At 60.0% G+C, this 25,087-nt stretch carries 23 protein-coding genes; 9 read left to right on the top strand and 14 right to left on the bottom strand.

Features of this window, described 5'->3' with window-relative positions:
- The 4 genes from AABE20_RS12740 to AABE20_RS12725 all read right to left on the bottom strand — a co-directional run.
- The coding region (locus AABE20_RS12740; RefSeq protein WP_338333409.1) for a carbohydrate porin at window positions 1-742 on the bottom strand (742 nt) is incomplete at its 3' end.
- A gap of 150 nt (window positions 743-892) precedes the next feature.
- Window positions 893-1,414 carry an iron transporter gene (locus AABE20_RS12735; protein WP_338333408.1) on the bottom strand — a complete coding sequence of 174 codons (522 nt, stop codon included), beginning with the start codon at window positions 1,412-1,414 and terminating at the stop codon, window positions 893-895.
- 53 nt (window positions 1,415-1,467) lie between these two features.
- On the bottom strand, window positions 1,468-2,292 hold the full coding sequence (locus tag AABE20_RS12730) for an FTR1 family iron permease (RefSeq protein ID WP_338333407.1): 825 nt from the start codon (window positions 2,290-2,292) through the stop codon (window positions 1,468-1,470).
- Window positions 2,293-2,295: 3 nt separating this feature from the next.
- On the bottom strand, window positions 2,296-2,640 hold the full coding sequence (locus AABE20_RS12725; protein ID WP_338333406.1) for a cupredoxin domain-containing protein: 345 nt from the start codon (window positions 2,638-2,640) through the stop codon (window positions 2,296-2,298).
- 89 nt (window positions 2,641-2,729) lie between these two features.
- On the opposite strand from AABE20_RS12725, the gene AABE20_RS12720 reads away from it, so the two are divergent.
- The gene (locus tag AABE20_RS12720; RefSeq protein ID WP_338333405.1) at window positions 2,730-3,260 is read left to right on the top strand and encodes a hypothetical protein; all 531 of its coding nucleotides are present in this window, start codon (window positions 2,730-2,732) and stop codon (window positions 3,258-3,260) included.
- 83 nt (window positions 3,261-3,343) lie between these two features.
- On the opposite strand, the gene thiC is transcribed toward AABE20_RS12720, so the two are convergent.
- Window positions 3,344-5,209, bottom strand: coding sequence for a phosphomethylpyrimidine synthase ThiC (gene thiC, locus AABE20_RS12715; RefSeq protein WP_338333404.1), 1,866 nt, complete (start codon window positions 5,207-5,209; stop codon window positions 3,344-3,346).
- Window positions 5,210-5,688: 479 nt separating this feature from the next.
- Between thiC and AABE20_RS12710 the strand changes: the two genes are divergently transcribed.
- Window positions 5,689-7,191, top strand: a complete 1,503-nt coding sequence (locus AABE20_RS12710; protein WP_338333403.1) for a sugar porter family MFS transporter — start codon at window positions 5,689-5,691, stop codon at window positions 7,189-7,191.
- A 128-nt stretch (window positions 7,192-7,319) separates the two neighbouring features.
- On the opposite strand, the gene accC is transcribed toward AABE20_RS12710, so the two are convergent.
- Genes accC through aroQ form a run of 3 tightly spaced genes read right to left on the bottom strand, consistent with a single transcriptional unit; the run spans window position 7,320 to window position 9,576 of the window.
- Complete coding sequence (gene accC / locus AABE20_RS12705; RefSeq protein WP_338333402.1) at window positions 7,320-8,663, bottom strand: acetyl-CoA carboxylase biotin carboxylase subunit; 1,344 nt, start codon at window positions 8,661-8,663, stop codon at window positions 7,320-7,322.
- Window positions 8,663-9,124, bottom strand: a complete 462-nt coding sequence (locus AABE20_RS12700; protein ID WP_338333401.1) for an acetyl-CoA carboxylase biotin carboxyl carrier protein — start codon at window positions 9,122-9,124, stop codon at window positions 8,663-8,665. The genes accC and AABE20_RS12700 overlap by 1 nt, the downstream gene beginning before the upstream one ends.
- Complete coding sequence (gene aroQ / locus AABE20_RS12695) at window positions 9,121-9,576, bottom strand: type II 3-dehydroquinate dehydratase (protein WP_048854779.1); 456 nt, start codon at window positions 9,574-9,576, stop codon at window positions 9,121-9,123. The genes AABE20_RS12700 and aroQ overlap by 4 nt, the downstream gene beginning before the upstream one ends.
- Window positions 9,577-9,819: 243 nt before the next feature.
- Here aroQ and AABE20_RS12690 point away from each other — a divergent pair, with 243 nt between their 5' ends.
- On the top strand, window positions 9,820-10,422 hold the full coding sequence (locus AABE20_RS12690; RefSeq protein ID WP_338333400.1) for a septal ring lytic transglycosylase RlpA family protein: 603 nt from the start codon (window positions 9,820-9,822) through the stop codon (window positions 10,420-10,422).
- 32 nt (window positions 10,423-10,454) lie between these two features.
- Here AABE20_RS12690 and AABE20_RS12685 read toward each other — a convergent pair whose 3' ends face one another.
- Window positions 10,455-11,495, bottom strand: a complete 1,041-nt coding sequence (locus AABE20_RS12685; RefSeq protein ID WP_338333399.1) for a YihY/virulence factor BrkB family protein — start codon at window positions 11,493-11,495, stop codon at window positions 10,455-10,457.
- Between the two features lie 446 nt (window positions 11,496-11,941).
- On the opposite strand from AABE20_RS12685, the gene AABE20_RS12680 reads away from it, so the two are divergent.
- Window positions 11,942-13,072, top strand: coding sequence for a type III PLP-dependent enzyme (locus AABE20_RS12680; protein ID WP_338333398.1), 1,131 nt, complete (start codon window positions 11,942-11,944; stop codon window positions 13,070-13,072).
- A gap of 235 nt (window positions 13,073-13,307) precedes the next feature.
- On the top strand, window positions 13,308-14,057 hold the full coding sequence (locus AABE20_RS12675) for a YfdX family protein (RefSeq protein ID WP_338333397.1): 750 nt from the start codon (window positions 13,308-13,310) through the stop codon (window positions 14,055-14,057).
- A 95-nt stretch (window positions 14,058-14,152) separates the two neighbouring features.
- On the opposite strand, the gene ccmB is transcribed toward AABE20_RS12675, so the two are convergent.
- Both ccmB and ccmA read right to left on the bottom strand, forming a co-directional pair.
- Window positions 14,153-14,821, bottom strand: coding sequence for a heme exporter protein CcmB (ccmB, locus tag AABE20_RS12670; protein WP_338333396.1), 669 nt, complete (start codon window positions 14,819-14,821; stop codon window positions 14,153-14,155).
- Window positions 14,818-15,450, bottom strand: coding sequence for a heme ABC exporter ATP-binding protein CcmA (ccmA, locus tag AABE20_RS12665; RefSeq protein ID WP_338333418.1), 633 nt, complete (start codon window positions 15,448-15,450; stop codon window positions 14,818-14,820). Before ccmA ends, ccmB begins: the two co-directional genes overlap by 4 nt.
- 306 nt (window positions 15,451-15,756) lie before the next feature.
- On the opposite strand from ccmA, the gene acnA reads away from it, so the two are divergent.
- The 4 genes from acnA to AABE20_RS12645 all read left to right on the top strand — a co-directional run bounded on the left by acnA (window position 15,757) and on the right by AABE20_RS12645 (window position 22,001).
- Window positions 15,757-18,450, top strand: a complete 2,694-nt coding sequence (gene acnA / locus AABE20_RS12660; protein ID WP_338333395.1) for an aconitate hydratase AcnA — start codon at window positions 15,757-15,759, stop codon at window positions 18,448-18,450.
- 64 nt (window positions 18,451-18,514) lie between these two features.
- Entirely contained in the window at window positions 18,515-19,276 is a 762-nt protein-coding gene (locus AABE20_RS12655) for an amino acid ABC transporter ATP-binding protein (RefSeq protein WP_338333394.1), read from the top strand.
- Complete coding sequence (locus tag AABE20_RS12650; RefSeq protein ID WP_338333393.1) at window positions 19,276-20,829, top strand: ABC transporter substrate-binding protein/permease; 1,554 nt, start codon at window positions 19,276-19,278, stop codon at window positions 20,827-20,829. Before AABE20_RS12655 ends, AABE20_RS12650 begins: the two co-directional genes overlap by 1 nt.
- Window positions 20,830-21,083: 254 nt before the next feature.
- Entirely contained in the window at window positions 21,084-22,001 is a 918-nt protein-coding gene (locus AABE20_RS12645) for a LysR family transcriptional regulator (protein ID WP_338333392.1), read from the top strand.
- Between the two features lie 103 nt (window positions 22,002-22,104).
- Here AABE20_RS12645 and AABE20_RS12640 read toward each other — a convergent pair whose 3' ends face one another.
- Genes AABE20_RS12640 through AABE20_RS12630 form a run of 3 tightly spaced genes read right to left on the bottom strand, consistent with a single transcriptional unit; the run spans window position 22,105 to window position 24,988 of the window.
- Window positions 22,105-23,070, bottom strand: a complete 966-nt coding sequence (locus AABE20_RS12640) for a hypothetical protein (protein WP_338333391.1) — start codon at window positions 23,068-23,070, stop codon at window positions 22,105-22,107.
- A 44-nt stretch (window positions 23,071-23,114) separates the two neighbouring features.
- Window positions 23,115-24,404 (bottom strand): AAA family ATPase, encoded by a 1,290-nt coding sequence (locus AABE20_RS12635; protein WP_338333390.1) that lies wholly within the window; start codon window positions 24,402-24,404, stop codon window positions 23,115-23,117.
- Window positions 24,401-24,988 (bottom strand): hypothetical protein, encoded by a 588-nt coding sequence (locus AABE20_RS12630; RefSeq protein ID WP_338333389.1) that lies wholly within the window; start codon window positions 24,986-24,988, stop codon window positions 24,401-24,403. Before AABE20_RS12630 ends, AABE20_RS12635 begins: the two co-directional genes overlap by 4 nt.
- Window positions 24,989-25,087 lie beyond the last annotated feature (99 nt).

Below are 25,087 nucleotides of genomic sequence, written 5' to 3'. Positions count from 1 at the left end.
TGGGCCAGCCAAAGTTGGAGTTGAGGTAAAGGCTGCCGTAATCGCTGATCAGGAATTCGGTATCCAGATCCTGCTGCCCGATTTTAACGTCAAGCTTGCCGCCAAGGAAGGACTGCTGGTACCACAGTTCGAACAGGCGCGTGGAGCGGTCGGCCTCGAACCCGGAGACCGGGTTGTAAACGCCCAGATGATCCTGCGAGATGGAGCGCCCACGCAACTGGAGCGCGCTGATGTTGAACAGCCCGCCCTTGAGGCCGATCAGCTTTTCCAGATCCACGGTCAGTGTTGGCATGGTCATGCCGTCATAGGCGGGGCCGGTGCCCGAGCCACTGGCGCCATCATTACCCGATGCGCTGCCACCTGTGGTGTTGCCCCACAGTTCGTCAACTTCCTGAATGTCGAGCGTAATACCGTGGCGGGCCATCCAGTCGCGCGCACCCCAGACGTTGCCCAGCAGGTGGTCGCTCAGGTCGGGGTGGTCTTCATCATTTTTGGAGGCGGCGGCTTCTGCTGCGCGCATGCTGTCACGCACCGTGGCGGGGTCAACTTCGGACACCAGCGGGCCGGAATTGCCCAGACGCCTACGGTCCTGCTCAAGCTGCGTCTCCGCATTCTGGGCTAGCGCTGCTGTGCTGGAGAGTAGGGATAGAGCAAGAGATACAAAAACAGTTTTGGAAAAAGCTTTGTTTTTTTGCACGCTATTGGGTGGTCTGCGGCGCGGTGCCATGCAGGATGTTGACATCGGGTTGCGTCCTATATGCGAATAATTATCAAAAACACTAATATGGGAATGGGGGATAAGTTAAATATGTTTTAATTGCAACCCTGAAATACAAAAAAGGGCAGGGATTTGGCATAATCCCTGCCCTTTACTGAATGGAATCAGAAAAAATTATTTCTGAGGGTAGTTAAACGTAAATGTTTCGGTGAACGGCGCCCAAAAGCCCGGTGTGCCAGTTTCTTTGTCCGTGTGGTGCAGGAAGCCGTTGGTTTCGGGCGAGCTGTAGCGGAACACAACCGTGTAGGTGCCCGGGCCGTCCATTTTTACATTGTTGGCGTAATGCGCACCATCTTTTGCAGTCATGGCATGCAGAATGCCTTCGTTTTTCCAGTTGGAACCCTTTTTGGTCAGGGTGTAATCCACACCAATGTAGGGAATCCACGCACCATCGGGAAAGCCCCAGGGGTTGTCAGCCGTGGCATGCACGTCGGTTTCAAGGTGAATGGTATCTGCACCCATGGCCATGTCCTTGGGCATGGGGGCCATTTCTACGCCAATCAGGTAATTGGCGGCAATTTCCATATCGTGGGCCTGCACGGGGCCACCAACGGGGTATTCACGCGCCATGGCGGGTGCGGCATAGGCGGCGGAAAGAGCGCCCAGAACGGAAAAGACTTTGATACAACGCTTCATTTCAGGTCTCTACGATCAGATGTGCCGAAGGCACAGGTTGAAAAAGTGGGGTTTTATGGTGAGGTGGAGGGGTGTGGGCGGGTGCGCACAAAGCGTTCTGTTACCAACAGGCACACAAGGGTCAGGCCCCAGACTAAAATCTGAATACCTGTTGGCCTGTCGGTATAACCGGCAAGGGCTTTGGCCGTGCGGCCAGCCAGGCTGCCATCGGACAACAGCCAGGACGTATCCCAGATGTCGTAACCCAGTGCCGGAATCAGGTCATCCGATGCAAGCAGGGCCGCGGCCTGGGAGGCCATGCCTGCTGCGAGAATGGAGACAAGAATATTGGTGACGGCAAAAAGATGCCGCAGGGGAATAATAATAAGCCCGCGATACAGGGCGTAAGACAGAGCGGCACCCCCCAGAACGCCCAGCAGACCACCGCTGAGCAGGGAGAACGCGCCAACATGGGCCGATACGGCAATACCGTACAGGAACAGGACAACCTCCATGCCCTCGCGCAGCACGGCCACGGCAACTACGGTCGCCATGGCGCCAAGGGAGCGGCTGCCAGAGGAGACCGCAGCCCCCATCTGCTTCATTTCCTGCGCCAGTTCGCGCCCGTGCCGGGCCATCCAGATGACGTGCCACGAGAGCATGAGCACTGCTACGCACAAAATGGAGGCGGAAAAAATATCCTGCCCATTACCAGAGAATGCGGTGGAGAGTGCGCCAGCAAAAGCTGCGGCAATAGCAGCGCCTGTTACACCTGCGGCAATGCCGCCGGCCACCCACCAGCCACGCCCGGCAATGCCCCGCGTTGCCGCAAGAACAATGCCAACAACCAGCCCGGCTTCAATAACTTCACGAAAAACAATGATCAGACTGCCAAGCATGGTTTACGGCTTTGCTTCTGCGGTGACTGTTCCCTTGGCCTGATCGGGGTGATAGTCATCAAAAAAAGTATAGGTCCCGGGGTGAAGCGGGCCTGCGTGCACACGAATTTTTGAGCCGGGCACAATAATTTTTTCAAATTTCATGTCATAGCTCTCAAGCTCGTCGGTTGTGCTGTCCTGGTTTTCCAGTTCAATCATAAACCGTTCACCGGCAGGCACGCTCAGATGATCAGGTTCAAAATGATGATCTTTGAGTGTAAGGTGAAAAACGGTTTGCGCCTGAGCCTGTACGGGAGGAAAAAGATACATCCCGGTTAAAAGGGGGAGGGCTGCAAAAAGCCGTTTCATTCTCTGATTCTCCGCTTGTCTTGACTGTTTGGGTTAGTGAGAATCATTATTAAAGTCAATGTTTATACCGATCGGTGAATTGTAAACTCATGTCGAATCATCCTCTGGCTTTTATGCGTCTGCCAACCGACCTGCTTATGGCGCTTGATAGCCGGACGTTCCATTTTTGGTTCCAGCCGGTGCATTATCTGGTCAGAATGCTCCATATCCTGAGCATGTCTGGGTTTTTTGGGTTGGAAATGCTGTTTGCACTGGCGGTTGTCCAGCAGATGGAAAGGGACGCGCTGGTCCGGCTTTCGCGCTTTATGCTGCGTCCTTTGCATATTAGCTATGCCATAGCCATGATCACGGGGTTTGCCCTGTTCTTTTACGACCCGGTGCATATTGGCGCGCGTGCGTACATTACCCCCAAGCTGTTGGCGCTGGTGTTGTCCGGTGTTTTGGAATGGTACGGGCACAAGGCGCTGTATTGGCCGATCATGAAGGGGCGGGATGATAAAGTGTCCTTGTGGTGCAAGGTCTTTTGTTTTTCCGCCTGCTTGGTGTGGGTGGCGGTTATTGTGTTTTCGTGCCTGAACACCGAAGGCGTGCCAAAAGTCTTTTTACGGCATTATTTTTAACGGATGATGTAAAAAAATATGGAGAACAGGCAGGCCCATTCTCCATATTTATAAATATTCAGGCAGTTATACGCAGGTGTTCATTATTCGGCGGCAACATAGACCTTGCCGCCCGCCTGCCGGAACTCCTCGTTCTTCTGCTCAATGCCCGCAAGGCGGATGGCGTCTTCCTTCAGGTCCTGACTGATCCGCATGGAGCAGAACTTGGGACCACACATGGAGCAGAAATGCGCCGTCTTGTGCGCATCACGCGGCATGGTCTCATCATGGTAAGCACACGCCGTATCGGGGTCGAGCGAGAGGTTGAACTGGTCCTCCCAACGGAAGGAAAAGCGTGCGCGGCTGAGTGCATCATCCCGCAGTTTGGCCCCCGGATGGCCCTTGGCAAGGTCGGCTGCGTGGGCGGCAATACGGTAGGTGATCACGCCGGTTTTAACATCGTTGCGATCGGGCAGACCAAGGTGCTCCTTGGGGGTTACGTAGCAGAGCATGGACGTGCCAAACCAGCCGATCATGGCCGCACCAATGGCCGAGGTAATGTGGTCGTAGCCCGGTGCAATGTCGGTCGTTAATGGCCCAAGCGTGTAGAACGGCGCTTCGTCACATTCGCGCAGTTGCTTGTCCATGTTCTCCTTGATCTTGTGCATGGGCACATGGCCCGGCCCTTCGATCATGACCTGACAGCCCTTGGCCCATGCAATTTTGGTCAGCTCGCCCAGTGTTTCCAGTTCTGCAAACTGTGCTGCGTCATTGGCGTCGGCTATGCTGCCCGGGCGCAGGCCATCCCCAAGGGAGAAGGACACATCATACGCGCGCATGATGTCGCAGATATCTTCAAAATGTTCGTACAGAAAGCTCTCGCGGTGGCCGTTCAGGCACCAACTGGCCATAATGGACCCCCCACGCGAGACAATGCCCGTAACGCGGTTTGCGGTCAGGGGTACGTGTTGCAGGCGCACACCGGCATGGATGGTAAAGTAGTCCACGCCCTGCTCGGCCTGTTCGATCAGGGTATCGCGGAACACGTCCCAGTTCAGTTTGCTTACGTCCCCGCCCACTTTTTCCAGCGCCTGATACAGCGGCACCGTGCCAATGGGGGTGGGGGCGTTACGCAGGATCCAGTCACGGATGTTGTGGATATTGCGGCCTGTGGACAGGTCCATAACCGTATCGGCCCCCCAGCGGATGGACCAGACCAGTTTTTCCACCTCGTCCGCTGCGGAGGAGGTAATGGCCGAGTTGCCGATATTGGCGTTCACTTTGACCAGAAAGTTGCGGCCAATCACCACAGGTTCCAGCTCGGGGTGGTTGATGTTGGCGGGAATAATGGCGCGCCCGCGGGCTATTTCCTCACGCACGAATTCGGGGGTCACAAATTCGGGCAGGGCGGCGTTAAAGGAGTTGCCATCCTTCAACTGGGCGGCGGCTTCGTCCAGTGCTTTCTGGCGGCCCATGTTTTCGCGGTGGGCAACGTAGATCATTTCCTCGGTAATGATCCCGGCCCTGGCGAATTCATACTGGGTAACGGGCTTGCCCTCCACGCCCTTGAGCACCGTGTGCGGAGCCGGGCAGGGCTGGACCAGATAGCTGCCTTCGGCCCCGCCATTGTCTTCGGGGCGGATGGTGCGTGCGGTGGTGGGGGCAAGGCCACGCTTGGCCAACCATGCGCTGCGCAGCTTGGGCAGGCCGGTGCGCACGTCAATGCTGGCGGTGTGGTCGGTATAGGGGCCGGACGTATCATACACCCGCAGCGGGGGTTCGTTGGCGGATGGGTCGAGTGCGATCTCGCGGAAGGGCACGCGAATGTCGGGGTGCCCATCGGGGCTGGAATACACCTTGCGCGACCCGCGAATGGGGCCGGTGGTGACCTGCCCCGGAGCGGGGGCGGCCGTGTTGGCGGGCTTGGGGTTGCCGCCGTGCGTGGGCTGTGGGGTGGTGGTGGTAGACATTGCAAAGTCTCCTCAGGCGCGAGGAGGACAGGCCTGTAAAATAAGGAGCACGACCACTACTGGCAACGCCACGCACAAAACGGGCGAGACGTTTGTTCCTTAACAGGCACCAGTCCCTCCGCCGGTATGAGCCGGATCAGGTTCCCCGCCAGAACAGTATGTTGCTGGCGGCAGGGTCGCCACGGCGCTCTGCTGTTAAGGCAGAGCAAAAAGTGGCCTCTCAGTTCCTTGGTCCGGAACCCCCCTTGGTTATGTGCAAGCAGATAGCCTGAGGTGTGCCTGTGTCAAGCGTTTACACCAATATGTGACCAGATGGCGGAACAAACGGCAGGCAAAGGTGGCAAAGGGGATGTGGAGTCCAACCCGTAAAGTGCGGTTCTGGTCCTCTGTCTGTGCGATGGCATGCAGCATCCCACTTACTATACTAAAGAAAAATTCGTAAGATATGCAAGTTTTTTTGAGTATGTCATCATTGTGTCATGCAGACAGAAAGAAATAAAACGCTTGATGCGGTAAAAAATCTCGAAATATCTCCACGTGCTCATTACGTTTTGTGGATAGCGGCATTTGTGTCTGCCATATGCGGCGGTCTTTACGGATACGACACGGGAATTATTTCTGGCGCACTTCTCCTTATTACCAAGGACTTCCACTTAACCTCCGTGCAGGAAGAAATGGTAACCTCGGCCATTCTGGTCGGGGCGGTCATGGGGGCTGTGGGTGTTTCATGGTTTTCCGAGAGGTACGGGCGCAGGATCTCGGTCATGCTGGTAACAGCCGTGTTCGTGCTGGGGGCCATTGCCTGTTCCTACGCCTCCAGCGTGACCATGCTGGTGATCGACCGCGTGTTCCTTGGCTTTGCGGTGGGTGGGTCCACGCAGGTGGTGCCAACCTATATTTCCGAACTGGCCCCCGCGGCCAAGCGCGGCAATCTGGTAACCCTGTTTAACGTGGCCATTGGTATTGGCATTTTCATGGCCAACCTTGTGGGCTTTACCATGCGCGATGCATGGGGCTGGCGGCCCATGGTGGCCATTGCCGCCATTCCCGCCGCCGTTGTGTTCGTGAGCATGTTCTTCCTGCCCAAAAGCCCCCGCTGGGTGGCCGAGAACGAGGGCATGGTTTCCGCCGTCAAACAGCTTGGCCGGGTGCGTACGTCACGCAAGGTTATCCAGCGTGAGATTACGGAAATCCGCAAGAACGTCATGGGTATGGATGAGGACGAGCGGGGCTGGAAGGGCCTTAAACTCCCATGGGTCCGCCCCGCACTGGTGGCCGCACTGGGTATTGCGTTCTTTACGCAGGCCGGTGGGCTGGAGATGATGATCTACTATACCCCCACCTTCCTTTCGGATGCCGGGTTTAATAGCTCATCAGCTCTGCTGACCAGCCTTGGCGTTGCCATGGTCTACTTGGTCATGACCCTGCTGGGCTGCCTGTTTGTGGACCGGATCGGCCGCCGCCGCCTTGTGCTGATCATGGGGCCGGGTTCGGTGCTCAGCCTGATCGGGCTTGGTGTGATGTTCGCCCTCCACCCCGACAAAGGGAGCGTGGAGAGCTGGATGATCGTCGTGTTCCTGCTGCTGTTCATGGTGTTCAACTCGGGCGGGATTCAGGTTGTGGGCTGGCTGCTTGGGGCGGAACTGTTCCCCCTGCCCATGCGTGCGGTCGCAACCAGTCTGCATGCCGCTGTTTTGTGGGGGGCCGACCTGCTGGTTACGGCTACGGCCCTGTCGCTTGTCCAGCTTGTCTCCCTTGGGGGAACAATGTGGATTTATGCCGGGGTTAATCTGGCATCGGTTATTTTTGTCTACTTCTGCGTGCCCGAGACCAGTGGGGCCACGCTGGAGGATATTGAAATGGCCCTGCGCGATGGCGAGTTTGTGCCCAAGGCCGAGAACAATTACGCCATTCCCCAGTACGAAGTGGAAGAGGACGACGGCGCCACGCCCGCCCCCGTGCTGACCAGCAGCCCCGCCTGAGAGCAGGCTTTAACCCTTCCTCCTTCCCGTGCAGCCACAGGGGCCTGCATGGGAAGGGCAGATAACAGAAAGGCCGGTCCATATTCTGGACCGGCCTTTTTGCGTAGGCTGTTCTGGCTGGGGCGGGCTTACTGCGCGCGCGCCATAAACTGTTCCAGCCAGTGAATGGTGTAATCCCCGCTTTGAAAACCGGGGTCTTCCAGAATGGCGCGGTGGAGCGGAATAACGGTTTTAATCCCTTCCACCACAAATTCGTCCAGAGCACGCTGCATGCGGGCAATAGCCTGCGCGCGCGTGGGGGCATGGACGATCAGCTTGGCAATCATGCTGTCGTAATACGGCGGAACACGGTAGCCGGTGTACAGCGCGCTATCCACCCGCACGCCCAGACCACCGGGGGGGTGGTACACGGCCACGGTGCCGGGGCAGGGGGCAAAAGTGGTCGGGTCTTCGGCGTTAATGCGGCATTCAATGGCATGGCCGGAGAATGAGACATCTTCTTGCGTGTACCCAAGCTTTTCGCCTGCTGCCAGACGGATCTGCTCGCGCACCAGATCCACATCGCACACCATTTCGGTAATGGGGTGTTCGACCTGAAGGCGGGTGTTCATTTCAATAAAGCAGAACTGCCCGTCCTGATACAGGAACTCCAGCGTGCCCGCGTTGCGGTAACCCATGCGCGCGAGCGCTTCGGTTGCCGTTTTGCCAATGCTGTCGCGCTGTTCGGCGGAAATGGCGGGGGAGCCTGCTTCTTCCAGCACCTTCTGGTGGCGGCGCTGGAGCGAGCAGTCACGTTCGCCAAAATGGACCACGTTGCCGTAGTTGTCGCCCAGAATCTGAAGCTCGATATGGCGCGGGCGGTCCATGTATTTTTCCATGTACACCGCATCGTTGCCAAAGGCTGCGCGCGCTTCGGTGCGGGCCATGCTCCATGCATCGGACAGCTCGTCAGCGGAGTGGGCAACCTTCATGCCCCGTCCGCCGCCGCCAGCGGCAGCCTTGATCAGCACGGGGTAGCCAACGCGGTTGGCCACTTCGTGTGCTTCCTCAAGGTTGGCCAGTTCCCCGTCCGAGCCGGGGACCAGTGGCACGCCAAGGGCGAGCATGGTGGTCTTGGCTGTAATCTTGTCGCCCATCATGCGGATATGTTCCGCTGTGGGGCCAATAAAGACCAGACCGTGGGCTTCCACCGTTTCGGCAAAATCGGCGTTTTCGGACAAAAAGCCGTAGCCGGGGTGAATGGCTTCCGCCCCGGTTATGGTTGCCGCAGACAGAATGGCCGCCACATTCAGGTACGAATCGCGCGAGGAGGCAGGGCCAATACACACCGCCTCGTCCGCCAGACGCACATGCATGGCATCGGCATCAGCGGTGGAGTGGACCGCCACGGTTTTGATCCCGAGTTCCCGGCATGCGCGCAGGATACGAAGGGCGATCTCGCCACGGTTGGCGATAAGGATTTTGGAGAACATTACTCGATAATGGCAAGTGGCTGACCAAATTCGACCGGGTCGCCCGAGGCCACCAGAATGGCCTTGAGCGTGCCGCCCTTGGGGGCCTTGATCTGGTTGAAGGTCTTCATCGCTTCAATCAGCATCAGGGTCTGCCCTGCGGTCACGATCTGCCCTTCGCTTGCAAATGGCGGGGAGGACGGGTCGGGCGTCAGGTAGGCCACGCCAACCATGGGGCTGGGAACCGCACCCGGATGGCGGGTCAGGTCAACCGGGGCCGCACTTTCCGCAATGGCGGGGGCTGCGGCCACGGGGGCTACAGGAGCGACCGGTGCGGGGGCTGCTGCCTGCACGGTGGCAGGGGCACGGGCCACGCGAATGCGGCGGTCTTTTTCAGACACCTCAATTTCGGTCAGTCCGGTTTCAGTCAGAATTTCGGCCAGAGCCCGAATGGCATCCGCGTCCACGAGCAGTCCGCTCATTGGTCATCCTCATCCAGAATAAGATCAGTCATTGCCTGCAAGGCCAGAGAATACCCGCCAACTCCCAGCCCGCAGATAACGCCGGTAGCGGCGCGCGAAACGTAGGAGTGGTGGCGGAATGGCTCGCGGCGGTGAATGTTGGAGATATGGACCTCAATTACCGGCAGGTCCGTAGCCAGCAGTGCATCCAGCAGGGCGATGGACGTATGGGTATAGCCTGCGGGATTGATAATAATGCCTTTGGCCCGTTTGCGGCACTCCTGTACCCAGGAGATCAGCTCGCCTTCAATATTGGTCTGGCGGAAGTCTATGGCCAGTCCCAGCTTTTCGGCGGTCTGCAGGCACAGCTGTTCCACGTCGTCCAGCGTGGCCCGCCCGTATACTTCGGGCTGGCGCTGGCCAAGCATGTTCAGGTTGGGGCCGTTCAGGACAGCAATGAGAGGTCTTTCCATGACAGACGGGGCCGTAGCACGATGCGCCCGCGTATCCAAGAGAAAGCGGCACGAAAAGTGGGGCCACACCCCCCGATCGCGCTTTTTGCCTTATGCGCGGCCTGCGCGGAGCGTCATATTTTTGCCACGTGGGCGGGCAATACAGGGCTTGCTGCCTCTGTTGCGCGCCGAAAAAGGTTGCCTTGGGGGGGCTAAAGCGACCATTAAGGAATGGTCTATCACGGAAACGGAGTTAACAGGCGGATGTCAGCCCTGCGCCGGGCACTTCTTGGAAGTGTGTTTGTCACAACCTCTCTGTTCGCGCTCCCGGTGGCCCATGCGGCTGCGGCGGATGCTTCGGGTGGCACTGCATGGGCCGAATCCGTGCAAAAAGCCCTCGCTGCGCGTGACGCGCAGGATGTGGCCGATGCTGGCTCTGTTTCCGGTCGTGAGGTCTCCCAAAAAGGGATGGCAAGCTGGTATGGCGCACGCCAGCACCTACGGCGCACATCCTCCGGCGCCCGGTTTGACAAGAACCGCCTGACCGCCGCCCACCCCACAGCCCCCCTTGGCAGCAAGCTGCTTGTGACTTCGGAAGAAACAGGCCGCTCCGTTGTGGTGACCGTCAATGACCGTGGGCCATACAGCCGTGGGCGGATTATTGATCTGTCGCAGGCCGCCGCCGCCGAAATTGGCATGCTGCATGCAGGCGTTGCCCACGTGAGTGTGCAGGCCGCAACGCCAGAGGAAGTGGCCGCCGCCCCAGAAGTGGGCGCATCCCCTGCTCTGACCGCGCCCCCCAAGCAGCCATCAGGCAAGCGTGGCCGCCCGCTGCACCTCCAGCGCAAGCGCTTCGGCCACCCATAATCCCGCTATAAGGCTCTACGGCAGGGGCGGGCTTACAGGTCCGTGCCGGGGGTTTGTGGGCAGTCCGTTGGTGTGGCCGGTTTGCTGGCCAGCATGGAATCGGTTTCGGGCGGGTGAATAAGCCCCAGAGCGTAGCCTTCCATCTGGGCGTTCAGTTCCGCTCCCATCAGCACGACCCATGCGGTCACAAAAAACCACATCATGATGGCAATAAACGCGCCCAGTGGTCCGTAGGTCGCATTGTAGCTGGCCAGATGCGCCACGTAATATGAAAACCCAAGGGACGCCATAATCCACGTAATGGTGGAGGTGAGCGCACCGGGCAGCACCCAGCGCCATTGCGTATGCCGCTTGCGGTCCGGGCCAAAGCGGTACAGGGCCGACAGGGCCAGCGTTTCAAAAGTAAACATGACCACAGGCCCACTCCAGCGTGCGAGAAATTCGATGGAGCCGGGGGGGGTGGGAATATGCAGAATGGCGGGGAGCGCAAGCAGCAGCGGCATGGCCACCAGCAGCGCCAGTGTGAGCACCGCCCCCAGAATGCCAGACAGGGTCATGGCGAAGGCGGTGGCCTGAAACACCAGAAAATTCCGGTTCTCCCGCGTGTTGTAGGCAATGTTCAGGGCCGACAGAATGGACCGCGTGGCCGCAGAGGCCGACCAGAGTGCAACCGTGAGCGAGATGATCAGGTTCATGGTCAGGGAGGAGGGCGGTTCGGCCACCAGTGTCTGCACCCGGTCATAGAGCAGGTTGAACGCGCTGGGGGGCAGCAGGCTCCGCAGAATATCCATTTGCGGGGCCACGGTCTGCACGTCAAACGCCAGACCGTAAATGGAGATCATGGCGCTAATGGCCGGGAATAGCGAGAGGGTGGTATAGAACGCACACCCCGCCGCCACCAGCGTTGTGGGGCCGAACACAAGGTTTTTGAAGGTGTTGGACACAATGGTCCGCCAGTCCTTGCGGCTCATGGCCCATGGGCTTGCAAAGCGCAGCTTGGCGGTCTGCACGGGTGCTGTGTGCCCGGTGTGATGGGTAAGCGGAGAACGGTCCGACTGCCAGAGAGCCTGCATGAATTCAGAAAAATCCTTGATCTGTGGTCTGGCCCGATTTGCGGCATCGGACGCTCCACGTGCGCGCCATGGTCGGCCTGTGGGGCCGGTGGAGTCTGGTGGGGTTTACTTCACAATGGGGCGCACAAAGACTTTGCGTGAAAAAGCAGGGGAAAAGCGTGAAGCAACCGTAATATTTCCAAGTCTTATCGGGGGTTGGGGGCGCGTGCCAAGTTTTTTTGTTTTATCTGGATTTTTTACTTGCGCTTGTGTCGGTTTGGTCGCATATCCACGCCCCTACGCAGCAACGCACGTGCCACTGGCCCTCTGAGGTTACGCAACGACGTCAAGCGTTCTGGCCAATCGGGACTCCTTTGTGGGTCTGCCTTTCGCTGGTCCGTTAGACCGTTTCGCAACGTCCTTCTCCGCTGTACAGGCGGGGGAGCCTGAACTGGGGGAGTGGGGATATGAATCCCAAAATCACCCGTTTTCTTGCCGAGCAAAAGCCGGCAACGCCTTGCCTTGTCGTCGATGTCGATCAGGTGGAAGCCCGTTACCGCGCACTGGGCAAAGCCCTGCCGCTCGCGCGCATTTACTATGCCGTCAAGGCCAATCCGGCCATGCCCATCCTGACCCGTCTGGTCGGGCTTGGCTCCTGCTTTGACGCGGCGTCGTGGGAGGAAGTCTCCCTCTGCCTGGAAGCAGGGGCAGACCCCGAAGCCATTTCCTTTGGCAACACGGTCAAAAAAGTGTCCGCCATTCAGGCGGCCTACAAGGCTGGCGTGCGCATGTTTGTGTTTGACTGCCGCGAAGAGCTGGAAAAAATTGCCCAGCACGCGCCGGGCAGCCGTGTGTATTGTCGCCTGCTGGTGGACAATTACGATGCGGAATGGCCGCTCTCACGCAAGTTTGGCACCACGGTCGAATCCGCACGCGACCTGATGCTTGAGGCCCGCGCACTGGGGCTGGACCCGTATGGTCTGTCCTTCCATGTTGGCAGCCAGCAGCTCTCGGCCGAGGCATACGAGGCCGCCATTGCCCGCGTGGCCAGCCTGTTTACGGACCTGAGCGATGCCGGGCTGGACCTGCGCATGATCAATCTGGGCGGGGGTTTCCCCATTCGCTACCGCGAGGATGTGCCCGAGATCGACCATTTTGCAGGGGCCATCTGCCGCGCCATGACCGAGCATTTTGGCAATGCGCTGCCCGAAATGCTGGTCGAACCGGGCCGCTTTATTGTGGGTGAGGCAGGCGTTGTACACACCGAGGTGGTGCTGGTGAGCGCACGCGGTCGGCAGGATGGGCCGCGCTGGGTTTATCTGGATATCGGGCGTTTTGGTGGTCTGGCGGAAACGGAGGGCGAATCCATTCGCTACGCCATTCGCACCGCGCGTGACGGCTCCCCCACGGGGCCGGTCGCACTGGCAGGCCCAACCTGCGATGGTGCGGATATTCTGTACGAAAAAACCCACTACGACCTGCCGCTGGACCTGTGCTCGGGCGAACAGATCGACCTGCTGGGCACGGGGGCGTATGTCTCCACCTATTGCTCGACCCGCTTTAACGGCTTTGCGCCGCTGAGCGAACACTACATCTGACCCGAACTGTGCCGTGGGGTGCGCTCCACGGCACAGCCTGGTTGCGAACGGTTTGCCCCCCCATCCACCGGCCTGTTCCGGCCCGCGTGGATGGGGGTTTTCTGTGTTCTGTGCACCCCTTGCCATAAAGACAGCCCTGTATTGTGCGCGCGGGCCTTTGCAGTTCGTCGGATGCGCTTAACAATCGCTCCAGACACAGGGCCGACGATCCGGGCCTTGGGTAAAGGGAGTTATCATGACACGAATGGGTATGCTGCTGGGTACGGTTCTGGTGGCAACGGCTGTTGCAACACCTTTGTATGCACAGCAGGCACCAACGGGTGCTGCCACGTCCAACACGGTTGCGCAGTCTGCGGCCACGCAGGATTTCAGCCGTCTTTCCGATGATGGCAGCATGGCGTTCGAATATCTGTCCCTCGCACGCAACGCCATTTTTGATGGCGACCTGACCGGGGCCAAGGCGCTTATTGCCAACGCCCAGCAGGCACTGGCTACGGCCCGCTCGGACAACACCGCCTTCCAGAAAGCCGCTGCCGAGCTGATGCCGAGCAAAACCGGCCAGTCCCGCCCCCGCCCCAATGCGCCTACAACGCAGCAGGTGGCATGGCTGCCGATTGATGGCGAACTGGTGCTGAACGCCAATGCCGAGGAAACACCGGAAAAAACCGCTGTTGTGGCGGCTGCCAACCGGCACCTCAAATCCGGCAACCCCGCCCGTGCGGCCGAAGTGTTGCGCGTAACCAGTGTGGATGCGGACTATGTGATTGCCGCCGTGCCGCTGGATCAGGTGACGCAGGACGTTAACCGTGCCGCCAAACAGATTGGCAAAGACCCCTACAAAGCCAGCGAAGCCCTGCGTGATGCGCAGGAAGCCGTGCGTTATGCCTCGGTCGATATTCAGGCCGTGTCCAATGCAGCGGCTACAAACGCCAAGGCGGCTCCCGCCCCGGCAGCGGCAGCGCCCGCAGCGGCTTCGGCCAAATAAGCAGGTTAGGCTGGCCCGGCATATGGGCCGGGTCTGGCTGCACAAAAGGGGTGGCGGTCCTGTGTGGCCCCACCCCTTTTTTGTGGGGTGCGCTGTTATTCCGCCGCAGCCCGTAGCCCCGCCCCTGCGGCAAGGGGGCACAGGGGGAGCGTGCCCGCAACAAACGCGCCCAGCAGTTCAAGGTCGGGTTGCCATGGTAGCCCGTTGGAGGCGGCGTCTATGGCGGCGGCGCCAAAAATCAGGGCGGGTGTGGCCAAAGGTAGGGTCAGCAATGGCAGCAGCACCCCACCCCGCCGCGCACCCAGTACAATGGATGCCCCCATCCCCCCGATAAGGGAGAGCACGACCGACCCCAAAAACAGCCCCCCCAGCAGCACCGGCAGGGCGGAGGAGGGCAGGCCCAGCATAATGGCCAGCGGCACGGCGGCCAGCAGGAGCGGCACACCCGTTGTGAGCCAGTGGGCGGTTATTTTGGCAAGGGCCACCAGTGCGGGCGGCAGACCCAGCAGAAGGAGCTGGTCGAGCGAGCCGTCCTCTAGCTCCGCGCCAAACAGTCGGTCCAGTGGCAAAAGGGCGGCCAGCAGGGCGCAGACCCAGATAATGCCCGGCGCCATGTGGCGCAAAAGCTCGGGCGAGGGGCCAAGGGCAAGCGGGAACAGTGTTGCCGTCACCACAAAAAACAGCACCGCACCCAGCGTATCCGCACCGTGGCGCAGGGCCAGCCGCAGGTCCCGCATGACAATGCCCCAGAACAGCCGGTTCATGCGTAGTCTCCCTCAAACATACCAAAGGCGCGTGGGGCGGTGGCTCCGGGCAGGTCCAGCGCGCAGGTCCTGTCCAGCGGCAGGGGCACATGGGTTGTGGCAATGAGGATGCCGCCGCGCGCGCGGTGGGCGGCCATGGCGTTGCCCAGCAGGGTTATGGCGGCCGAATCCAGCCCCAGACTCGGCTCGTCCAGCAGCCAGAGCGGGGCCTGGGCCAGCAGCACGCGGGCAAGGGCTGTGCGCCGCTTTTGCCCGGCGGACAGCAGGCGCGCGGGCAGGTTGGCAAGGGGGAGCAGGTCCATGGCCTCCAGCGCATCGGCCATGCGCGCGCCGGGGCGGGCGAACAGGTGCAGGTTTTCGGTCACGCTCAGGCCGGGTTTGAGCGCATCTTGGTGGCCGATATAGGCCACGCGCTCGGCATGGGCGGCGCGGTCTTCAAAAATTGAATGCCCATTCCATGCCAGTTCCCCCGAATCCGGTTTGCGCAGCCCGGCCAGCACACGCAGCAAGGTGGATTTGCCCGCCCCATTGGGGCCGGTCAGCAGCATGGCGTCACCCGCGCGCAGGTGCAGGCTTACGCCGTCCAGCACCAGACGGTCCCCGCGAAAAACGCACAGGTTATCCGCCATAAGCGTGGCAGGGGTGGGCGCGGGCGTGCCGGAGGGGGCTTTGGCACGGGTGTCAGACTGGCTCACGGAGATGGGACTTCTCCTTTTTGTTACCGTAATCACACAAAAAGCGGGATTGCTCGCGCGGTCGTGGTCACTCCCCCGCTTGTGCCTTTTATCCGTGCCGGTATGTTCTAGCCCCAACGGGATATCAAGCCGGTTGTCCGAAGAGCGGACACGCACGCAGCGCCGTGCGGAACAATACGGAACACAACGGTGTCCTGAACGCATCACCAGCCATCGGCTGTGATCGGGGAGAAAGCGACGATGAAATCGGTTGGCCACGACTCACTCAAAACAGGCCGCACCCTTGAGGTTGACGGCAAGACCTACCACTATTTTTCCATTCCCGAAGCGGCAAAAACCATTGGCGACGTAAGCCGCCTGCCGGTTTCGCTCAAGGTTCTGCTGGAGAACATCCTTCGGTTTGAAGATGCGCGCTCCTACAGCGTGGAAGATGCCAAATCCATTGCTGGCTGGCTGCCCAAAGGGTGCAGCAGCAAGGAAGTGCCCTTCAAGCCCTCACGTATCCTCATGCAGGATTTCACGGGTGTTCCCGGCGTTGTGGACCTTGCCGCCATGCGCGACGGCATTGTCAACCTCAAGGGCGACCCGCAGAAGGTCAACCCGCTGGTGCCGGTCAACCTTGTGATCGACCACTCCGTAATGGTGGACTTTGCCGGGACCGATGAAGCCCTGCAGGAAAACATTACCCTTGAGTTCGAACGCAACGCGGAACGCTATGCCTTCCTGCGCTGGGGTCAGGAAGCCTTCGAGAACTTCTCCGTGGTGCCGCCTGATACGGGGATCTGTCATCAGGTGAACCTTGAATACATCGCGCAGGTGGCATGGACCGCCAACGTGGGTGGCAAGGACTACGTGTACCCCGATTCGCTGTACGGCACGGACAGCCACACGACCATGATCAACGGTCTGGGCGTTCTGGGCTGGGGTGTAGGCGGGATCGAGGCCGAAGCCGCCATGCTTGGCCAGCCCATTGCCATGCTCATTCCCGACGTGATCGGCTTCAAGCTGACCGGCAAGCTGCCAGAAGGCGCTACGGCGACCGATCTGGTGCTGACCGTAACGCAGATGCTTCGTAAAAAGGGCGTTGTTGGCAAGTTTGTGGAATTCTTTGGCCCAGCCCTTGACCACCTGCCCGTTGCCGACCGCGCCACCATTGCCAACATGGCGCCCGAATATGGTGCAACCTGCGGCTTCTTCCCCGTGGATGAGCTGACGCTGGACTTCCTGCGCCAGACCGGCCGCGACGAACACCGCATTAAACTGGTCAAGGAATACCTGGTCGCGCAGGATATGTTCCGCACCGAAAAAACGCCCGAACCCGTGTTTACGGACGTGCTGGAGCTGGACCTGAGCACGGTTGTGCCCTCCCTTGCTGGCCCCAAGCGCCCGCAGGACCGCGTGGAACTCAAGAACGCCACCACCGCGTTTGAAAAAGAACTGACCTCCTCGCTGGGTGTTCCCGCAGCCGAAGCCAATAAAAAGGTTCCGGTCGCTGGCACCAATTACGAGCTGGGCAGTGGCGATGTGGTGATTGCGGCCATTACCTCGTGCACCAACACCTCCAACCCGGCGGTGCTGATTGCGGCTGGTCTGGTGGCCCGCAAGGCGCGCGCTCTGGGCCTGACCCCCAAGCCTTGGGTCAAGACCTCGCTCGCACCCGGCTCGCTGGTTGTGACCGACTACCTCAACCGTTCCAAACTGACCGAAGACCTGGACGCCATGGGCTTCAACACGGTTGGTTACGGCTGCACCACCTGCATTGGTAACTCCGGCCCGCTGCCCGGCAACATTGTGGACGCGATTGAAAACAACAACCTGGTTGCTGTTTCCGTCCTGTCTGGCAACCGTAACTTTGAGGGGCGTATTTCCCCCAACGTGCGCGCCAACTACCTTGCCAGCCCGCCGCTTGTGGTCGCTTACTCCCTGCTGGGGACCATGCGTGAGGACATTACGACCGCACAGCTTGGTACCTCCAAGGATGGCAAGCCGGTGTACCTGAAGGACATCTGGCCTTCCAACAAGGAAATTGCCGACCTGATCGCCTCTTCCATCACGCGTGAAGAGTTTATCAAGCGCTATGCCAATGTCGGCAAGGGCACCAAGGAATGGCAGGGCCTCAAGGTTGCGACCGGGTCCGAAACCTACAAGTGGGACCCCAAGTCCACCTACGTGCAGGACCCGCCGTACTTCAAGAACATGGCGGTCGAACCTACGGCTCCGGGCAACATTTCCGGTGCGCGTATTCTGGCCCTGCTGGGTGACAACATCACCACCGACCACATCTCCCCCGCCGGTTCCATCAAAAAGGACAGCCCCGCTGGCCGCTACCTGATTGAACACGGTGTGGAACCCAAGGACTTCAACTCCTACGGCTCACGCCGCGGGAATGACCGGGTTATGGTGCGTGGCACGTTCGCCAACATCCGCATCAAAAACGAAATGGTGCCCGGTACCGAAGGGGGCTATTCCAAGCACTTCCCCGACGGTAAGGAAGGCGCGATCTATGACGTGGCCATGGAATACAAGGAAGCGGGCGTGCCGCTGGTTGTCTTCGGTGGCAAGGAATACGGCATGGGTTCCTCGCGCGACTGGGCTGCCAAGGGCACCCTGCTGCTGGGCATCAAGGCCGTGATCGCGGAAAGCTTTGAACGTATCCACCGTTCCAACCTTGTGGGCATGGGCGTTCTGCCGCTGCTGTTCAAGGAAGGCACAACCCGCCAGACCCTTGGTCTGAAGGGGGATGAAGTGATCAGCATTTCCGGAATTGACAAACTCACGCCCCGTATGGACGTGATTATGACAATTACAAGAAATGACGGTTCCAAGCAGGAAGTACCGCTGCTTTGCCGGGTCGATACTCTGGACGAGGTAGAGTATTACAGGCATGGTGGCATCCTTCAGTACGTCTTGCGAGGGATGACGAAAGCTGCCTGAGAACCCATCCGTTCAAGGTGAACGTCTTATTGCCGACCCGGTGCAAACCGGGTCGGCTTTTTCTATGAATGACCCGGTAGTTCTGAGTGCGGAACAGTTGCACAAGGACTTTGGTGAAGGGGAAATTCTGTGTGGCGTGTCCATGCAGGTCCGCAAGGGGGAGCTGGTGTCTATCATCGGTCCTTCTGGTTGCGGTAAATCCACCTTCCTGCGGTGTCTCAATTTTCTGGAAATACCCGACCGTGGCACGGTAACGGCCATGGGGGTGACCATTGAGCGCAATGGTGGCCCGTGGCGCAAAGCGGAGGAGCATCTGGCCCACCGGTTGCGTACGCATGTGGGTATGGTGTTCCAGAGTTTTAATCTGTTCCCGCATCTGAGCGTGCTGGATAACGTGATGCTGGCCCCCCGCGTGGTAAAAGGCGGTAATGCCGAAGCCGACCGGGAAGAGGCCATGGCCCTTTTGGAAAAAGTGGGTCTGGCCAAGGTGGCCCAGCGTTACCCGGTCTCGCTTTCTGGCGGTCAGCAGCAGCGTGCGGCCATTGCCCGCGCGCTGGCCATGCGCCCCGAGATTATGCTGTACGATGAGCCAACCTCCGCCCTGGACCCCATTGTGGCCGAGGAAGTGCTTAACGTCATGCGTACGCTTGATGATGAGGGCATGACCCAGATTATTGTCACCCACGACATGCGCTTTGCCGAGGTCGCATCCGACACCGTGGTGTACATGGATGGTGGCCATGTGATCGAGGCCGGTCCGCCAGAAATCCTGTGCGTGAACCCCGAACATGAACAGACCCGCCGCTTTATGAGGACAGTCCTGTGATGAACACCGCACAGCCCCGCCCTCGGCGCTTTTGGGGCGCATTGTCCGGCCTGCTCGCGGCGCTGCTGGTGCTGGCCGCAGCCCCCGGCGTGGCCTCCACCGCCCACGCGCAGAGCAAGCCTTTTCACTGGGCCGCCGATTCCTCGGCCGATGTGCCCTACACGTTCCATGACCTCAAAGACCAGAACAAGCTGACGGGCTTTGAATATGACCTGATGCAGGAACTCAGCCGCCACATGGGCGCGCCGCTGGACTTCATCAACAATGACTGGGACGGGCTTATTCCCGGCCTGCAGCGTGGCCTGTACGACATGGTCATCTGCGGGATCGAGATGACCGATGAACATGCCGAGGGCATTGACTTCAGCATCCCCTATTACGTGACCTCCGAACGGCTGGTGGTGCGCCGCAAGGGCAAGCAGTTGACCACCATGGCTGATCTGGAAGGCCACACGGTCGGCACGATCAAGGATACGCAGGCCGAGCGTATGCTGACCAACAACACCAAGATCTCCCTACGCACCTATGATGAAGAAACAGATGCGTTCATGGATCTGGTCAATGGCCGCACCGATGCCATTCTGATCGATGGCCCCATTGCCAAATATTACGGCGATACAAACCCCGACCTGCATATTGTGGGCGAACCCATTGGCCGCGTGCAGTACGGCATTGCCTTTGCCAAAGGCCAGAACGCGGAACTGCGCGAACGGGTGAATGCAGCCCTTGTAGCCATGCAGCAGGACGGCAGCCTGCACCATATTCTGACCCGCTGGGACCTGTGGACGCCAGAAATGGCGCAACTGACCAACGACCATACCCAGCCCAACGTAACCCCGGCGGCGTGGAACAATTACGTGGCCGAGTTGCAGGGCAAGGGCGGGTTACGCGTCAAGCTTGAACGCTATGCGGGCTTTGTGCCGCAACTGGTCCGTGCGGCGGGGCTTACGCTGCTGGTCTCGCTGTGCGCCATGGTGGTGGCGGTAGCACTTGGGCTTGGGCTGGCGCTGCTGCGCCTGTACGGCCCGCGCCCGCTGGCATGGCTGGCCGCAACCTATGTGGAACTTGTGCGCGGCACGCCGCTGCTTATTCAGGTGCTGTTCATTTTTTACGGCCTGCCCGAATTTGGCATCAGCATGTCTCCCTTTGTGGCCGGTGTGGTCAGCCTTGGCATGAACTATGCCGCCTATGAGGCCGAAAACTACCGTGCGGGTCTGCAATCGGTTGCCCATGGGCAAATGGAAGCAGCCCTTGCGCTCAACATGACCCACGCTCAGGCGCTGCGCTACGTGCTGGTGCCGCAGGCGTTCAGGCTGGTTATGCCGGTCATGACCAACGACTTTATCTCGTTGCTCAAGGACTCGTCTCTGGTCAGCGTGATCACCCTGACCGAACTGACGCAGACCTATATCCGCCTGTCCTCCGCCTATTTTGACTATTTTGGCACGGGGCTGATGGTGGGTGCGGCGTACCTGCTGCTGGGCCTGCCGTTTGTGCGGCTGGCGCGGCTGGCGGAAAAACGCCTTGCCATGCCCCATACCCGCCGCCGGTAAGGCGGAAACCCTGCGGCCATGCCCATAGCCTGAATGCGCTATAGGCATGGCCGGTTCTTGTTCTGTCTATGTTGTATCCAACCTAACCTTGCTGCAATAGGGAAGGTGACAAGCTCGTAGCCTGATACAGCATGCTGGATACAGGGCGGGATGGTTGGAGCCCATTTTTCGGCACACTCTGAACTGTCTCTCCTGTTGTTGTTGGCAGCACTGGAGAGGGCTAGCCGCCTACACAGGAAACGGTGCCGAACTCCATGGATCTTCTCTCCGCACTGCACAGTTTTGTGCGTGTTGCTGCCACAGGCTCATTCTCCGCCGTCTCGCGCGAGACGGGGGTGAGCCAGCCAACAATCTCGCGTCATATTGCCCTGCTGGAGGCGCATTACGGCACAACGCTGTTTGCGCGCACCACACGCAGCCTAACCATGACCGAGGATGGCCGCAGCCTGCTCCCCCATGCCTATGAAGTGCTGGAAATACTGGAAACGGCGGAAACCGTTCTGGGCCGCAGGCGGGCCTCGGTCTCCGGTCTTGTCAGGCTGGGTGTCACCACGGCTTTTGGCCTGTGCCTGACCCGCAGGATGGGCGAACTGCTTGACCGCCACCCCGACCTGTCGGTGGAGGTGGTCATGCGCGACTCCTTTGGAGATCTGGTGGAGGAAGGGCTGGATCTGGCCGTGCGTGTGGGCGAAATTGCCGAGGGCACGCTGATCGCGCGCAAGCTTGGGCTGGTGCACAAATGGCTGGTGGCCTCCCCCGCCTGCCTGCAACGCCACAGTACCCCCGAACACCCCCGCGCGCTGACCGAATACCCCGGAGTCGTGTACAATTATGGCTCCAGCCGTCTGGACTGGAACTTTGAGCGCGATGGGGAAGAAAGCGTGATAGCGCCTTCCGCCGTGTTTCGCGCCAATAGCAGCGAAGCCGTAATGTACGCGGTGGAAGCAGGCATTGGCGTGGGGCTGCTCCCTGCTTTTCAGGTGCGTGATGCCGTGGCCAGTGGCCGTCTGGTCCGCCTGTTTGCGGACTGGGCCATACCCGGCCTGCCTTTTTACGCCGTGCATACCGGCCCACGGACCCTGCCACTGCGCACACGCACGGTTATGGATTTTCTGGTCGAGGTTTCGGCTGATCTGCTGCGGGATGGTGGGGCTTTGTCCCCCGTTCTGTAAGGGCCGCCTTCCGCCGTACGCTCAACACAAAAAAAGCCGGGCCATGTGCTCGGCTTTTTTGCAAAGGGGATTTGCCCTGCCAACCCCGGAGGGGCGGAGCCGCCTAACCGTGAAAAGCCGGGTCCATGGCGGATTCTGGTGGAATGGAGTTTGGGGTCAGCTTGCTGTCAAACCCGTTCTGGAGTGTTGGCACCCAGCCGCGCAGCCAGCTGTTGGTGCGCTGCACAAAATCCGTTACAGCCCCCGAATCGGCCATGCCCGCGCGGGACCAGTTTTCCGGCTCGCCCGGTACCCTGCGCGCCCCGGCTTCCGCCGGGCTGAGCAGCGTGTGCACGCTCATAAAGTCCACGCCCGCGCCAGATTTGCTTTTTTCCACCAGATTCCAGCCCGCATCCACCAGAATGGGTGGCAGGTCAAAGCCCATCATGGTCAGGCGCTGCACGGCGGGGGGAATGTACATCTGGTCGCTCAGGAGCACCTGTAGGGCCTCGTTGGAGGTCAGGAACAGGTTGTTCACCACCCGTATGGGGGTGGTCATCCAGCATTCATTGCGGCTGCCATCCTGCGGGGCGGCCTCGTTCATGAAATTGAAGCTGCTGTGGCATTCATCCTGAATCATATGCACGGCCGCCACCGGCAGGGACTGGGTGGTGGCCTGCGCAATGATCAGCCCGGTCACAATGCCCTGTGCCGAGCGGACATACAGGGCTGTCAGCACCTCGCCGTGGGCCACGTCGTCCTGAAAATTCACAACCGGGTGCCATTTGCCCGCAGGCAGGGGTAACTGCCGCCCCGCAAAGGCCACCGAGCCTTCAAACTGCGCATCCATGGGCGGGATGGAAACCGTGCGCTGGTCCTCATCAGGGTGCAGGGCGTCACTGGCTTCGGTGCCGCCCATGGCGGAGGGCAGCATGTGGCGGACCTTGCTGCTGAGCGCGCCGTAACCCGGCAGGGTTCTGCTCAGCCATGGAGCGGGGAACACAACGGACAATGTGCCGCATACGCCTGCGGTTATCAGTGCGGTGCGCCAGAGCGGGGCACGGTGCCACAGGCGGGTAAAAGCGGTCATACGGTAACCTTGGTTGTAAAGGCGCGGTTAAGGGCTGGTGGATTCTACGTAGGGGTGGAGCCGGGGGTCAGGCGGGCATGTAGCCCGTCATCACGGTTGTCGGCTACCTTGGCGACCACGGTGCCGTCATCCTCGCGCACCAGCCGGACCATGCTGGCCCCCTGCTGGCGGGCCACAATAAGGGACTCGCTGATCATGTCCTCAATCGAGCGGACCAGATCCCGCGCGGAGGCGGCATCGCCCATGCGGCTCTGGCGGCGCATCACATCAAGCAGGAGCGATGCGTCAATCCCGCTGGTTTCCACCTTCAGGCCGTAGCCTTCGATCATGGCTTCAATTTCCAGCGCGCCCACGCGGGCAATATCCAGCCCACGCAGGGCACGGAAGACAAAAATACGGTCCAGACGGTTGAGCACTTCTGGCGCAAAGCCAGCCTGACGCAGCGCTTCGACCGATTCGGCACGCATGCGGTCGGGGTCATCGTGCAGGCGGTCGGCAATTTCGGTCAGGGCGTCGGTGGCAATGTTGGAGGTCAGCACAAAAATTGCCCGCACGGTGGAAATCTGCTGCCCGGTGGAGGCCTCGGTAATGTGTCCGTCGTTCCATGCGGTCAGGAATTTTTTGAACACATCGGGGTGGGCTTTTTCAATTTCGTCCAGCAGCACCACCGCATCGGGCTTTTCCTTCAGCCCGCCGGTCAGCTTGCCGTAGGTGTCCGAGCCAACATAGCCTTTGGGCGAGCCAAAAAGCTGGGTGGCGGCGTGGGGGCTGCTCATCTGCGTCATGTCAAAATGCAGCAGGGGGCGTTCAAGCTGGCGGGCCATCTGCTTGGCAAGGTAGGTTTTGCCTGTGCCCGGTGGGCCTGCGAGCAAAAAGATGCCAACAGGCTTGCCACGGACCTGTAGCGCAAGGCGGCGGCGGAGCTGCACGGCAATATCCTCGCACACCTGATCCTGCCCGATCACACGCGCACGCAGGTTTGCGGCCAGTTCTTCCGCATCAATTGTGGTTTCGCGCTGTTCGCGCGCCAGCATTTCTTCCAGTTCGGCGCGATTGGTCAGTCTGGCAAGAACGTCCATGATGAACCCCCGTCGGCGTAATAGCCCTTTGCGGGCCAGATGTTCGGCCCGAGTTTCAAACAGCAGTCCCGCAACACTCAGCACAAGGCCGGTTGCAGCCAGAACAGGCCATGCGGATGCACACCATTGCAGCACATGGGCCACGGAATGCAGGGAAAGATGCAGGCTGAGCACGATCTGGATGCTGGCGAGCACCAGAAAAACCACCATCATCAGTGGCATCAGCCGGTTGAGTGTAGGGAGCAGGCCCTTCATTGCGCGATCACCGTAAGTGCAAGGGTATCCCCCTGTTTATAAAGAACGGGCAGGGCCTGTGGGCCAAAAACGGTTATGGCCCCGCTGCCAATGCCCGCCGGGCCGGGTGGGGCCGAGGGAATGATATCCACATTTCCGCTCATGCTAATGGGCAGGATAACCGTTGTGGGTTTGGCCGTAAGCCCCACACTCTGCTGCCACGGGCCGCAGACAAGGGTAATCATGCCGCCAGCCCCCGTTGCATCATAGACCGGCATGGCCACCAGCCGCACATCGCGGCGTTTGACCGCGGCCAGAATATCCGCCCGCTGCTGGGCAGAAAAGCTGGAGCCAGCCAGTGCCTGCTCCGCATTTTGCGGGGCGATCACATTCAGCGGCAGGCCCATACGCTGGGACTCGTCCCCTGCGGCAGACTCGGCGGCAATGGCCGGGTTGGACTGGGTTTTGCCCCCGCCATAAAAATGCAGGCCCGCGCCCGCCATAAGCACACATGCGGCCATGCCAATAAGGCCGAGCCGCATATTGGGAGATTTTTCGGCCGCCTGGGGCTGAGGCTGCCATGCCGGGTCTGGCTTGTTCTGCATGATAACGGTCAGCCTCCTTGCCTGCGTAGTGAAGCGTTGCAGATATGTCGCAGCCAAAGCAATAAAAGCATGTCTGTGGGTTGGCGCAATGCGCAAAAC

This window comes from Acetobacter zythi (assembly GCF_963921165.1).
Classification (GTDB): Bacteria; Pseudomonadota; Alphaproteobacteria; order Acetobacterales; family Acetobacteraceae; genus Acetobacter.
The sequence above is the reverse complement of the archived record's forward strand: the minus strand, read 5'-3'. Positions and strand labels throughout refer to the sequence as shown.